General features: G+C 63.9%; 10 protein-coding genes and 1 pseudogene. 4 read left to right on the plus strand and 7 right to left on the minus strand.

Annotated elements, in window-relative coordinates; genetic code table 11:
* Positions 1-10 precede the first annotated feature (10 nt).
* Positions 11-463 (minus strand): DUF2231 domain-containing protein, encoded by a 453-nt coding sequence (locus CK219_RS27810; protein WP_095769813.1) that lies wholly within the window; start codon positions 461-463, stop codon positions 11-13.
* A 142-nt stretch (positions 464-605) separates the two neighbouring features.
* Positions 606-1982: an aspartate aminotransferase family protein gene (locus CK219_RS27815; protein WP_095769814.1), complete on the minus strand. Its 1377-nt coding sequence runs from the start codon at positions 1980-1982 to the stop codon at positions 606-608.
* 204 nt (positions 1983-2186) lie between these two features.
* On the opposite strand from CK219_RS27815, the gene CK219_RS27820 reads away from it, so the two are divergent.
* Positions 2187-3299, plus strand: coding sequence for an NAD(P)/FAD-dependent oxidoreductase (locus CK219_RS27820; protein WP_095769815.1), 1113 nt, complete (start codon positions 2187-2189; stop codon positions 3297-3299).
* 1 nt (position 3300) lies between these two features.
* On the opposite strand, the pseudogene fghA reads toward CK219_RS27820, so the two are convergent.
* A pseudogene (gene fghA / locus CK219_RS27825) lies at positions 3301-4135 on the minus strand (S-formylglutathione hydrolase).
* A gap of 275 nt (positions 4136-4410) precedes the next feature.
* Between fghA and CK219_RS27830 the strand changes: the two are divergent.
* Positions 4411-5907 carry an aldehyde dehydrogenase family protein gene (locus CK219_RS27830; RefSeq protein WP_095769826.1) on the plus strand — a complete coding sequence of 499 codons (1497 nt, stop codon included), beginning with the start codon at positions 4411-4413 and terminating at the stop codon, positions 5905-5907.
* Positions 5908-5942: 35 nt separating this feature from the next.
* On the opposite strand, the gene CK219_RS27835 is transcribed toward CK219_RS27830, so the two are convergent.
* The 4 genes from CK219_RS27835 to uxuA form a co-directional block, all read right to left on the minus strand.
* Complete coding sequence (locus CK219_RS27835) at positions 5943-7004, minus strand: maleylacetate reductase (protein WP_095769816.1); 1062 nt, start codon at positions 7002-7004, stop codon at positions 5943-5945.
* A 268-nt stretch (positions 7005-7272) separates the two neighbouring features.
* Positions 7273-8265, minus strand: a complete 993-nt coding sequence (gene ftsZ, locus CK219_RS27840) for a cell division protein FtsZ (protein ID WP_095769817.1) — start codon at positions 8263-8265, stop codon at positions 7273-7275.
* A 220-nt stretch (positions 8266-8485) separates the two neighbouring features.
* Entirely contained in the window at positions 8486-9526 is a 1041-nt protein-coding gene (locus tag CK219_RS27845) for a proline racemase family protein (RefSeq protein ID WP_095769818.1), read from the minus strand.
* 192 nt (positions 9527-9718) lie between these two features.
* The gene (gene uxuA, locus CK219_RS27850; RefSeq protein WP_095769819.1) at positions 9719-10903 is read right to left on the minus strand and encodes a mannonate dehydratase; all 1185 of its coding nucleotides are present in this window, start codon (positions 10901-10903) and stop codon (positions 9719-9721) included.
* A gap of 168 nt (positions 10904-11071) precedes the next feature.
* On the opposite strand from uxuA, the gene CK219_RS27855 reads away from it, so the two are divergent.
* Together CK219_RS27855 and CK219_RS27860 are read left to right on the plus strand one after the other, a co-directional pair.
* Complete coding sequence (locus tag CK219_RS27855; RefSeq protein ID WP_095769820.1) at positions 11072-11857, plus strand: glucose 1-dehydrogenase; 786 nt, start codon at positions 11072-11074, stop codon at positions 11855-11857.
* A gap of 1035 nt (positions 11858-12892) precedes the next feature.
* A partial coding sequence (locus CK219_RS27860; protein ID WP_245340639.1) for an NAD-binding protein occupies positions 12893-13034 on the plus strand: 142 nt, incomplete at its 3' end.

Below are 13034 nucleotides of genomic sequence, written 5' to 3' on the forward strand. Positions count from 1 at the left end.
GATTGCGCTGTCAAGTCGCCTCATCGGCCACTCCTACATGATGGCGATAGACCAGAGCCCAGCCGAGCCAGCCGGTGAAGATCAGGATGATCACCACCAGCGCCGACAAGATCAGCCCGGTCGGCACCACGGATGTCCAGGCGTCGCGCGTGTGGACGAGCATGTTGAAGAAGGACAGCACGAGCACGACGAGGTTACCTCCCATGTGCAGCCATGCGGTCGGCTGAGCGCGTATCCTGCGGTCCCCAAGAAAGTCGGTAAGTCCTGCAATGGCGGCCAGGATGGCGACAATGACGCCCACGGTCAGGAGCCAGGCCGAGAAATTGGCCCAGGTCATTTCCGCTGTCCGCCAGTAGGCAATATCGGTGAACAGGGTTCCGACGAAACAGGCGATCGGGATGGTGACAAGCATGGGATGTATGGGATGGCCGGCAATGCTCGCCGTGGATTGCGGATTTTCCATGCGGAAGCTCCTTTCCGCGCTGCAGCTTGGATGTAACAGCGCAAAAAGGCGAATGTTCCGCCGGAATTTCTCGCGCTCACCGGAAGGTGAACGTCCGATTGTCAGCCCCCAGGCTACTGCCGGCCAGGCCTTCGCGGCTTGGTCAGCTCCGCGGGTGGACCTGCGGTATCGCCTCGTCGAGCGAGCGCTCGAACGCATCGACCAAGGCGTCGACCTGCGCCTCGGTGATGATCAACGGCGGACAGAAGGCGATCGCGTCGCCCATATTGCGTGAGATGACGCCGTTCCGCTGCAGCAAGCCATTGACCAGCGCGCCGAGCGCTGCCGGCTTGCCCCAGGGAGCCTTGGTTGCCTTGTCGGCGACGAGCTCGACGGCGGCGATGAGACCGACGCCGCGCACCTCGCCCACCAGCGGATGCGATGCGAGTTGGCTGAGTCGCGCCTGCAGATGCGCGCCGACCTTGCGCGCATTGCCGACCAGGTCGCGCTCCTCGATCAGCTTGATATTCTCCAGCGCAACGGCGGCTGCGACCGGATGACCGCCGCCGGTGAAACCGTGGCCGAACGTGCCGATGCGGTCGCTCTCGTCGGCCATCGGCTCGAACACACGATCGTTGATCAGCAGCGCCGAGATCGGCAGGTATGATGACGAGATCTGCTTCGACAGCACCATGATGTCTGGCTTGATGCCGAAGGTCTGCGAGCCGAACATCTCGCCGGTGCGGCCGAAGCCACAGATCACCTCGTCGGCCACCAGCAGGATGTCGTGTTTCGCCAGCACCGCCTGGATCCTCTCCCAATAGCCGGCAGGCGGAACGACGACCCCGCCGGCGCCCATGATCGGCTCGCCGATGAAGGCGGCGATCGTTTCGGGACCCTCGGCAAGGATGAGCTTTTCCAAATCGTCGGCGAGCCGCGCGGAATACTGCTCCTCGCTTTCGCCAGGCTCGGCGTCGCGCCAGTGGTGCGGTGTCGACGTGTGCAGGATATTGGCGATCGGCAGGTCGAAGGAGAGATGGTTGTTGGGCAGGCCGGTCAGGCTTGCCGACGCGATGGTGACGCCATGATAGCCGCGCTTGCGGCTGATGATCTTCTTGCGCGCCGGCTGTCCAAGCGCGTTCGATCGATACCAGATCATCTTGATCGCGGTGTCGTTGGCCTCGGAGCCGGAATTGGTGAAATAGGCCTTGTTCATCGGCACCGGCGCCATCTGCACCAGCTTCTCCGCGAGATCGATCAGCGGCGAATGCGCCTTGGAGCCGAAGTCGTGATAGAAGGGCAGCTTCGACATCTGTTTTGTCGCCGCCTCGACCAGCCGCTTTTCCGAGAAACCGACGGCGACGCTCCACAGGCCCGCCATCGCTTCGATGTAGCGGTTGCCGGCAATGTCCTCGACATAGATGCCGTCGCCCTTTTCGATGATCAGCGGACCGGTTTCCTGATGCTTGCGGGCGTTGGTATAGCCATGCATGTGATAGCGGATGTCGCGGGCTTCAGGCGAATTCGGTGTGGCGTCCATCGTGATGGCTCCTGTGTGCAGGCGTCAAAGCGGAAATAGGACCGCTCCTCTGATCGAAAAGTCCGAAGATTCCGCCTTGCATTGTGGCGGTTGATGCCTCATCGCGCTGGCTGATCGCAAGAGCCGCGACGTCGGGATCGATAGCGCCAACAAGCTTCGGCCTGTCTCGGCAATGATATAAGTGACGCGCAGCAGGATCAGGACGTGGAGCAGGTCGATTGCATCATCGCGGGCGCCGGCGTGATCGGTCTGGCGATTGCGCGCAAATTGGCGGCGCTTGGCCTCGAAACCCTGATCGTCGAAGCGGCGGACGCCATCGGCACCGAAACGAGTTCGCGCAACTCCGAAGTCATCCACGCCGGCATCTATTACCCGCAAGGTTCGCTGAAAGCCCGGCTCTGCGTCGCCGGACGCGATATGCTCTATCGCTACTGCGCCGACCATTCGGTCCCTCATCGCCGCTGCGGCAAGCTGATTGTTGCGACCGACGAGACGCAGGAACCGGTGCTGGCCGCCATTCGCGCCAACGCCAACACCTGCGGTGTCGATGACCTGCGCTTCCTCACCGCCGAGGAGGCGCAAGCGCTGGAGCCGGCGCTGCATTGCACCGCAGCACTGCTCTCGCCCTCGACCGGCATTGTCGACAGTCACGGGCTGATGCTTGCCCTGCTCGGCGATGCCGAGGGGAGCGGCGCAATGCTCTCGCTCAACACCCGCGTCGTCTCCGGCCGCGTCGAGCCCGGCCGCATCGTGCTGCGGACGATGGATTCCGCGAGCGGCGCAGAGTTCGATATCGCCGCACCGCGTCTCATCAACGCGGCCGGTCTCGGCGCGGTCGCGCTTGCCGGCTCGATCGAAGGCTTCGACCTGCAATTCCTGCCGGCGCTTCGCTACGCCAAGGGCAATTATTTCTCGATTGCCGGGCGGGCGCCGTTTTCACATCTGGTCTATCCCGTGCCCGAGCCTGGCGGCCTCGGCGTCCATCTGACCCTCGACCTTGCCGGCATCGCCCGTTTCGGGCCTGATGTCGAGTGGACGGACACGGTCGACTATCGCGTCGATCCGGCGCGCGGCGAGCGCTTCTACGCCCAAATCCGCAAATACTGGCCCGATCTGGCCGACGACAGCCTGCAGGCAGCCTATAGCGGCATCCGGCCGAAATTGTCAGGGCCGGGCGACGCCAACAGCGACTTCGTGATCCAGGATGCCGCAACGCATGGCATCGACGGCCTGGTCAACCTCTTCGGCATCGAAAGTCCCGGCCTGACCTCCAGCCTGGCGATCGCCGACCATGTGGCGCGCGTCGTCACGTCATAGATCACGCAAGCCGCGCGGCATGCCACTTCAGATGATCGTCCATGAAGGTCGAGATGAAGTTGTAGGAATGGTCGTAGCCTTCCTGCATGCGCAGGGTGAGGTCGATCCCTTGCCTTCTTGCAGGACTCTTCGAGCAGCCATGGGCGGAGGCCATCCTGCAGGAAGCCGTCAGCGGTGCCCTGGTCGACGAGGAATTCCGGAAACCGCTTGCCGTCCTCGATCAGCAGTGTCGCATCATAGGCGCGCCAGGTCTTTTCGTCCGATCCGAGATATTTTTCGAAGGCCGGCCGTGACCACCCGGCCGTCGACGGCTGCACGACCGGCGCGAAGGCCGAGCAGCTCCGGTAGCGCTGCGGATTCTTGAGCGCGACCGTCAGCGCGCCATGTCCGCCCATCGAATGGCCGAAGATGGCCTGGCGTGACATGTCGGCGGGGAAGTTGGCGACGACGAGCGCCGGCAATTCCTCGGCGATATAGAAATACATCCGGTAGTTCTTCGCATAGGGCTCTTGCGTCGCGTCGAGATAGAAGCCGGCGCCGCAGCCGAACTGCCAATTGTCCTTTTCGTCCGGAACGTCGGGTCCGCGCGGGCTGGTGTCGGGACACACGACGACCAGCCCGAGCTCGGACGCCAGACGCCGGTACTCGCCCTTGTCCATGACATTTGCGTGCGTGCAGGTGAGGCCCGACAGGTACCACAGGACCGGGAGCCGCCTATTCTTGGCCTGCGGCGGCACGAATGCCGCAAAGGTCATGTCGCAGGCGCAGACTTCGGAAGCGTGCGAATAGACGCCCTGGATTCCGCCATGCGATTTGGAGATGGAAACGACCTTCATCAGCCCTGCCTCTCGCGGGAAAATCTCAATCCGGCATAACCGCCGGCCGGAGCCTGCGCAACCGCACGCTTCGCAAAACGGTCGGGCGATGGAACAGCCCGGCGCTCGTTAGCCCCGCCGGAGCAACAGCGGCCTGTGCCGCCGCCCATCGATGCATCGCCGAGGGGAAGACGCGCGTTGCACGTCCGATTTTCCGAACGCCCTTTTGGCTTTCCTTGTTTGAGGTCGCCGGCCGCGGGAGTAATAGTCGCGTCGGAATTCGTGAGGAGGAGATGATGACGCTGAACTTCGACCCGAAGGCGAAGGCCGCGACGCTCTACCATGGCGAATTCCGGCCGATGTTCATCGGCGGCAAGTGGGTCGCGGCGCAATCCAGCCAGGAGATGCAGGCGCTGAACCCGGCGACGGGCGAAGTGCTGGCGACGGTGCCGCGCGGCGGAGCGGCGGATATCGACGCTGCGGTGGCCGCGGCGCGCGCGGCCTTCGAGGGCCCGTGGTCGAAATTCTCGCCCTACGAGCGGCAATGCGTGCTGCTCAGGATCGCCGACCTGTTCGAGAAGCATTGGGAAGAGCTTAGCGTCTCCGACACGCTCGACATGGGGTTGCCGATCACCCGCACGCTGGCCAACCGGCGCCGGGCCATCGGCATGCTGCGCTTCTATGGCGGCATGGCGACCGCGCTGCATGGCGAGACGATCGACAATTCCATCCCCGGCGAGATCGTCACCTTCACCCGACGCGAGCCGGTCGGCGTCGTCGGCGCGATCATTCCCTGGAATGCGCCCACCGCCGCCTCGATCTGGAAGATCGCGCCGGCTCTGGCAACCGGCTGCACCATCGTGCTGAAGCCGTCGGAGGAGGCATCGCTGACGCCGCTCTTGATCGCGAGGCTGATGCAGGAGGCCGGCGTTCCCGACGGCGTCGTCAACATCGTCACCGGGACGGGCGCCGAGGCCGGCGCGCGGCTTGCCGAGCACCCGGATGTCAACAAGATCGTCTTCACCGGCTCGACGCTGACCGGCCAGGCGATCGCGCGCGCCGGCGTCGCCAACCTCAAGCGCGTCTCGCTGGAGCTCGGCGGCAAGTCGCCGATCATCGTCTGCCGCGACGCCGATGTCGACAAGGCCGTGCCGGTCGCGGCGATGGCGGTTTTCGTGCATTCGGGCCAGATCTGCATTGCCGGCTCGCGCCTGTTCGTGGCGCGCGAGATCCATGACGAGTTCGTGCGCCGGGTCGCCGAGTTCGCCGGCAAGCTGCGCGTCGGCCACGGCATCGAGGCGGAGACGGAAATCGGGCCGCTGATCAATGCCAGGCAGGCCGGCAAGGTGGAGAGCTACATCAAGGCGGGCAGCGACGAAGGCGCCAAACTGGTCGCCGGCGGCTCGCGGCTGACGGGCGAGCTCTATGACGGCGGCAACTTCATCGCCCCGACCGTCTTCGGCGCAGTGTCGGACAAGATGACGATCGCGCGCGAAGAAATCTTCGGGCCGGTCATCTCGGCGATGCCCTTCGACACGCTGGATGAGGTTGTCGCGCGTGCCAACGCGACGCCTTACGGTCTCGCGGCCGGCATCTTCACCACCAATCTCGGCGCCGCGCACAAGCTCGCACGTCGCGTCAAGGCCGGCTCGGTCTGGGTCAACATGTATCACGCCATCGACCCGGCCGTGCCGTTCGGCGGTATGAAGATGTCCGGCTACGGCCGCGAAGGCGGCGTCGAGCATCTGCACGAATACCTTGAGACGAAGGCGGTCTGGATCCAGACAGATTGATATTCAGGTGAAGCCGGCCCGCGACGCTCGGTTTCTCAGGCCTGCGGCGGCTCGCCGGCATAGGCGCGCGCGATAAGAGCCCGGATCGGTTCCCGCTCCAGCGCCCGCGGATTCCAGTACGGATTGGCCAGCGCGCGGTCCGCCGCGATGTCGATCCCGTCTGGCGGCATGCCTATCTCGGATAGAGCGCGTTTAGCGCCGATCCGGCCGGCGAGATCGTAGAGAGCCATGGCAGGATCATCCGCCTTCAGCACGGCCCGCAGGGTTTCCATGATGGCCGGAACCGCGGGTGCGTTATAGGCCAGCGCATGCGGCAGCACGATCGTATGGGTCTCCGCATGCGGCAGGTCGAAACTGCCGCCGAGCGTGTGGCAGAGCTTGTGGTGCAGCGCCATGCCGACCGAGCCGAGGCAGATGCCGCAGAGCCAGGCGCCGTAGAGCGCCTCGGAGCGAGCGTCGCAGTCATGCGGGCTCCCGGCGATGACCGGTAAGGCGCGCACCAACGCGCCGATGGCCTCAACGGCCATCAGATTTATCACCGGGTTGCTTTCCCTGGCATAGAGCGCCTCGACCGCATGGGCGATGGCGTTCATGCCGCTCGTTCCCGACAAGGAAGCAGGAAGCGTCATCGTCAGGTCGACGTCGTAGATCACCACTTCCGGCAGCACCTTCGGGCTCGACTGGGTGACCTTCACGCCATCCTTCGTCTCGCCGAGGATCGGCGTCATTTCCGAGCCGGCATAGGTCGTCGGCATCACGATCTGCGGCAGGTCGGTGCGCAAGGCGATCGCCTTGGCGAGGCCCGTCGTGGAGCCGCCGCCCACCGCAACCAGTCCGTCGGCTTGGAGTTTCGCCACGACACGCAGCGCGTCCTCGGTCACCGATACCGGCGTATGCATCGTCGCCTTGGCATAGACGCCGGCAGCGGTGCCGCCCAGCGATCCGGCAAGACGCCGGACATCATCCTCGCGCGGCGGCGTTGCCAGCACGAGCACGCGTTTCAGCCCGAGCCGGTCGATCTCTTCCGGCAATCTTGCGATGGTGCCAGATCCGAAAACGACGCGTGCCGGCTGGCCGTTATAGACGAAGCTTTTCATCGATCCTCTCCTTCGTCAGCCGCGATTGTGGACCCGCAGCAGGAAGGGATTGATGCCGACGCTTTGCCAGACATTGGCGGCATTGAACGGATCGGTCAATTAGTGTCCAATATGGACAGATGCTTGCCGGATGCCGTCGTGACGGCTTGCGACGAAGAGGCGCGCTGACCGACAGCGTGCGGTCCGGAATTGTCCGCGGCCGGAAGCGTATATTGACCGATCGCGTCGTGCGATCGGGAACACGCGCAGCCGCGAGATCGCCGTGACGTCAGGCGATCCGTTGCTCGAACTGCGCGATGTCCGCGCTCTTGCGCAGACCCGTCGCGACGACGGACACGCGGAACTTTCCCGCCAGTGCGTGGTCGAAGATGGCGCCGACGATGATGTCGGCATCGGCGTCGACTTCTTCCCTTATCCGTGTCGCGGCTTCGTCGACCTCGAACAGCGTCATGTCCATGCCGCCGCAGATTGATACCAGCAGCCCCCTGGCGCCGGACATGGAGGCCTCATCGAGCAGCGGATTGGCGATCGCCGCCTCGGCCGCGATCTTGGCGCGCCCCTCCCCGGAGGCCTCGCCGGTTCCCATCATCGCCCGGCCCATGTCGCGCATCACCGACTTCACGTCGGCGAAATCGAGATTGATCAGGCCTTCCTTGACGATGAGGTCCGTGATGCAGCCGACACCCGCGTAGAGCACGCGGTCCGCCATGGCGAAGGCGTCGGCGAATGTTGTCCTGGCGTCGGCGACCCTGAAGAGGTTCTGGTTTGGAATGACGATCACCGTGTCGGCGCTCTCGCGCAGCCGTTCTATGCCTTCCTCGGCCGCCTGGGTCCTGCGCTTGCCTTCGAACACGAAAGGCTTGGTGACCACGGCCACCGTCAAGATGCCGGCATCGCGCGCCGCACGCGCAATCACGGGCGCCGCACCTGTCCCGGTGCCGCCTCCCATCCCGGCGGTGATGAAACACATATGCGTTCCCGCAAGGTGATCCATGATCTCGTCGATGGATTCCTCCGCGGCGGCACTGCCGACCTGGGGCAGCGATCCGGCGCCGAGGCCCTCGGTCACATGCGCGCCCAGCTGGATCAGCCGCGACGACTTCGACATGGTGAGCGCCTGCGCGTCGGTGTTGGCGACGACGAACTCGACGCCCTGCAGCCCTTCGGCGATCATGTTGTTGACGGCGTTGCCGCCGGCGCCGCCGACCCCGACAACGGTGATCTTGGGCCTCATCTCCAGGATTTCCGGCTTGGCGGTCATGTTCTCATCTTTCTACCGTAGGCACCTGCTGCTCCGCCGCACGATCACGCGGAATCGGAACAACAAGCACACGAATCAGGCGATCCCCACCAACCGCAGGGAATCAGAGCAGGCGCCTCCCTGCAAGGTCCGCTGACATTCTGCAAGCGCAAACGCCGGCAAGGAGCTGGAAAGCGTCTGGACGCTCGTATGATCCGAGCCGGCGTCGTTGCAGGAAATTCTATTGCGTCACCGAAGTGGAGGTGCCCCAGGTGTCCGACAGCACGTAGCCTTGCGGATAGGGATCCGTCGGATCGAGATAGTAGTTGTGCTCTCCTGTGATCCAGGCTCTGCCGGTTATCTGCGGCACGATCGCCTTTCGCCCGGCGATTTCGGTGAGTTCGAGGATCTTGCCGGTGAAGCGCGAGCCGATGATCGATTCATGGATCAGCACCTCGCCTTCCTTCATCTGGCCCCGCGCCTGCAGCACAGCCATACGGGCCGAGGTGCCGGTTCCCGTCGGGCTGCGGTCCGAGCGCCCAGGCGAGACGATGCAGGTGTTGCGCGTGACGTTGCCCGGCCCTTGGAACGGCATCGCGAATTGCACGATGGACACGCCGCGCACATTGTCGAACTGCGGATGCACGACATCGAGCTGCTCGCGCGCCGCGCGGCGGACTTTCTCGCCGACCACGGCCAAGTCGCGGGCCTCGTCGGGCGTGACCGAGAAGCCGAGCGCGGGCGCATCGATAATCGCGTAGAACATGCCGCCATAGGCGATATCGGCCTTGATCGTGCCGAGCCCTTCCACCTCGATATCGGCATCGAGGCGCTCGGCGAAGGCTGGCGCGTTGCGGAAGGTGATCGACTGGCATTTGCCGTCGCTGCATTCGGCGCGCACCTCGATGACGCCGCCTGGCATATCGAGCTTGAAGCGGGTCTCCGGCTCCTGCATCGGCACCATGCCGGTCTCGAGCAGCACGGTGGCGACGCAGATCGTGTTGGAGCCGGACATCGGCGGATATTCGGTTGGTTCCATGATGATAGCGCCTGCGGCGCAATCCTCGCGCGTCGAGGGCACCAGGAGATTGACATGACGGGCAACGCTGCCGCGCGGCTCGCAGATCAACATGCGCCTTATATGGTCGTGATCGCGTTCCATCGTGATCATCTTTTCCATCATCGTGCGGCCTGCCGGCGGCAGCACGCCGCCCACGATGACATCGCCGATCTCGCCCTCGGCATGGCAGCCGACGACGCGGATGCTGGTTTTGGTGCGCATTGCTTTCTCCCCGTCCGCCGTGACTATCGGCCTGTTTCATGTTCCGGCGGATCGGCGCCGCAACCCCGACCTGACACGCGCGCGCGAGCTGCCTGCCGATGGCGGCCCGAAGGATACCATCGCCCATCGGCGGCGCCACTATGTCTTTACGGATTTCAAGGGCCGGGGTGCGAAGCCGAGCCCGTTTGGAAATCAAGCCAGCCCGAACCGCTCGACGGCGCGCATGATGCCGCGCAGTTCGGCGAGGCCCTTGAGCCGGCCGATCAGCGAATAGCCCGGATTGATCCTTGTCTTGCCGATGTCGTCCGCGAGCAGATGCCCATGATCGGGCCGCATCGGAATACGCCAATCGGCGCGGCCTTCCTTGCGGCGGCGCGCCTCCTCCTGCATCAGCGCGAGGATGACATGCGCCATGTCGGTGCCGCCTTCGAGATGCTCGGCCTCATAAAAGGAGCCGTCATCCTCGATGGTGACGTTGCGCAAATGGACGAAATGGATGCGCTCGGCGAACTCCTTGACCATGGCGACAATGTCGTTGTCGGCGCGCGTGCCGTAGGAGCCGGTGCAGAACGTCAACCCGTTGGCCGGGCTGTCGACGGTATCGAGGATGAAGCGCGCATCCTCGGCGGTCGAGACGATGCGCGGCAGGCCATAGAGCGAGAATGGTGGATCGTCGGGATGGATGCACATGCGCACCCCCTCCTCCTCGGCCACCGGAATGATCTCGCGCAGGAACCAAGCGAGATTGTCGCGCAATTCCTTCGGTCCGATTGCATCATAGTCAGCCAGGGCCTCGCGAAAGCTGTCGCGGTTATAGGCGCGCTCGGTGGCGGGCAGGCCGGCGATGAGATTGCGCTCGATCCTGTCGATCTTCTCGTCGCCGAGCTCCTTCAGCCGCGCTTCCGCCTCGGCGATGCGGGCAGGCGTGTAGCCGGCCTCGGCATTCCGGCGCTTCAGCACGAACAGATCGTAAGCCGCGAAATCGATCGCATCGAAGCGCAGCGCGTAACCCGTCGTCGGCAGGCGGTAGGCCAGATCCGTCCGCGTCCAGTCGACCACCGGCATGAAATTGTAGCAGATCGTCGCGATACCGGCCTTCGCCAGGGCGCGGATCGTGTCCTTGTAGAAACCGACATAGCGGAGCCGCTCCGGCGAACCGATCTTGATCGAGTTGTGGACCGGAATGCTCTCGACCACCGACCAGGTCAGCCCCGCCGCCTCGATGATGCGATTGCGCTCGAGAATGTTTTCCAGCGGCCAGACACGCCCGTCATAGATGTCGTGCAGGGCCGAGACCACGCCTGTCGCACCCGCCTGCTTGACATGATCGAGTGTTACCGGATCGTCCGGGCCATACCAGCGCCAGCACTGTTCCATTGCCGCTTTCCTCCGCGAGGTGGGCAACTTATTGTTGGACGACAACGAGAGTCAAATAGGCCCGTGACAGGCTGGCTTACGCCTATCTGATGAGCCGCCATCTCGATTTCGCCCTGCGTTTCCTGCCGAAAGAACCGGCTTCCGAGACGTGACCAAAGGAGTTCAGCAATGAAGGATTTTGACGGCAAGGTCGCGCTGGTGACCGGAACGACCGGGATCGGTCTCGCAACTGCCAGGCGCCTCGCCGCCGGGGGCGCTGCGATCGTCGCCTGCGGCATCGACCGTTCGGCCAATGCCGCGATGCGAGCGCAGTTGGAAAGCTCCGGGGCCGGCGCGCTGGTCGTGGACACCGACGTCTCCGAGCCGGACCAGGTCCGCGACGCCGTCGCGGCCGGCGTCGAGCGTTTCGGCGGCCTCGACGTGATCGTCAATTCGGCGGCGGTCCATCCCTATGGAACCGCGACGACGACCGACTGGGAAACCTGGAACAAGGCCATGACGGTCAATGTCGGCTCGATCTATCTGACCGCCCATTTCGGCATTCCGGAAATGATCAAGCGCGGCGGCGGCGCCATCGTCAACGTCGCCTCGGTGCAGGGTTTCGCCTGCCAGCAGAACGTCGCCGCCTATGCCACCACCAAGGGCGCCATCCACACGCTGACGCGTTCGCTGGCGCTCGACTATGCGGCAGCCGGCATCCGGGTCAATTCGGTCAGCCCCGGCTCGATCCGCACGCCGATTCTTGAGAAGGCCGCGCGCGGCGACAACGGCAGCGATGCCGACGTCGAGGAAGCCTACAGGCGCTTCGGCGCGGCCCATCCGCTCGGCCGCATCGGCGAGCCCGAGGAAGTGGCGGAGCTGATCGCTTTTTTGTGCTCTTCCAAGGCCGGCTTTTGCACCGGCGCGGACTACAAGATAGATGGCGGCCTGACCGCCGGCATCGGCGTGAAGTGACCATGAAGATCGATCTTGGCCTTTACCGGGAGTCGCACCAAAGAGGAGCGTTCCCGGCCCTATGCGCACGTCGCCGATCTAGTCGACGACCTTGTCACGCCGTGGCGCGTCAGCGTTGCTGTTGCTGCACCCCGACTGTCGGATCAGGCCACGAGTCGGCGCTGCCGACCGACGCCAACCGCCTTCACCCGCTGGCTCCGGCTGGCGGTGGTCCGTCTGTCAGATGCCTGTGAGTCTCGAAAATGCGTAACTTTTCAGGATATCCTAGCCGCAGCGTCGTGTTGCAGCGGGGGCATCTGAAAGTGGCAATGACCTTGAACCATGAGCCCTTGCGGATGATTGGATGCTCGCATCTTGGACAATCAAATCTGAGATATTCGTGATTTAGGCTCTCTGGGATCGGCAATCAAAACACCCCGATTTATGCAGATCCCCCATCGCAGGTGATGGTGGGCATCCACGAACTGGCAATGAAGAGACTATGCTCGCCAGCACCCACCAATGGACTTCTCTGGAAGATGTTTCGTGGCCGGGACCTATGAGTTGCCGGGTAGGACGTTGGTCTCACGCAGGGTCCGACTGACGGACAAGCACAGCTGTTCGCGCAACAGCGCAGGCTCTCCCTCGTTGCCAAATCGCTTGCCGCACACGTTGCCAGTTTGCGCATTCCTGGGCACCCAGTAGCGGCCCGTCGGCTTCGGTCACGGGCTCTTTGTTACGCCGAATTTTAATCATGGGAAGCATTGCCTCTCCTGATGGTGCAGCACTCCCAGCTGTAGAAGAGCTGCCCGACGTCCTTCGTTCAAAGGGCGTAACCATTAGCCAGAGTTGATATAGAGGCCGCCAGCCGACTTTTTTTAAGTCGGTTAGGCCCGGCGGTTCATCCCGATCCACCCCAAAACGGCGGACTGTCGGGCCGCTCTGGTCGGCAGCGTCTCAAGAGCGAATATGACGCGGAGTGTTGTCGAACAGCCACCTTTTCGGCATATCCAGTTTACCGGACCGCGGCCCGGCCTTTGACAGGAATAGAACCAAATGAATTTGACGGTATTTGGGATTGGCTATGTCGGTCTCGTGCAGGCCGCTGTGCTGGCCGAGGTCGGCCATGAGGTGGTGTGCGTCGATATCGACGAGAAGAAGGTGGAGCGGCTCAACCAGGGCTTGGTGCCGATTTTCG

Origin of the sequence: Mesorhizobium sp. WSM4313 (genome assembly GCF_002294725.1) — a bacterium.
Taxonomy (GTDB): Bacteria; Pseudomonadota; Alphaproteobacteria; order Rhizobiales; family Rhizobiaceae; genus Mesorhizobium.

What these genes read in the sequence shown, in the direction of transcription:
- CK219_RS27855 (WP_095769820.1), top strand. Translation starts at nt 11,072, where the DNA reads ATGAAGGATTTTGACGGCAAGGTCGCGCTGGTGACCGGAACGACCGGG.
- ftsZ (WP_095769817.1), bottom strand. Translation starts at nt 8,265, where the DNA reads ATGACCGCCAAGCCGGAAATCCTGGAGATGAGGCCCAAGATCACCGTT.
- uxuA (WP_095769819.1), bottom strand. Translation starts at nt 10,903, where the DNA reads ATGGAACAGTGCTGGCGCTGGTATGGCCCGGACGATCCGGTAACACTC.
- CK219_RS27830 (WP_095769826.1), top strand. Translation starts at nt 4,411, where the DNA reads ATGACGCTGAACTTCGACCCGAAGGCGAAGGCCGCGACGCTCTACCAT.
- CK219_RS27845 (WP_095769818.1), bottom strand. Translation starts at nt 9,526, where the DNA reads ATGCGCACCAAAACCAGCATCCGCGTCGTCGGCTGCCATGCCGAGGGC.
- CK219_RS27835 (WP_095769816.1), bottom strand. Translation starts at nt 7,004, where the DNA reads ATGAAAAGCTTCGTCTATAACGGCCAGCCGGCACGCGTCGTTTTCGGA.
- CK219_RS27815 (WP_095769814.1), bottom strand. Translation starts at nt 1,982, where the DNA reads ATGGACGCCACACCGAATTCGCCTGAAGCCCGCGACATCCGCTATCAC.
- CK219_RS27810 (WP_095769813.1), bottom strand. Translation starts at nt 463, where the DNA reads ATGGAAAATCCGCAATCCACGGCGAGCATTGCCGGCCATCCCATACAT.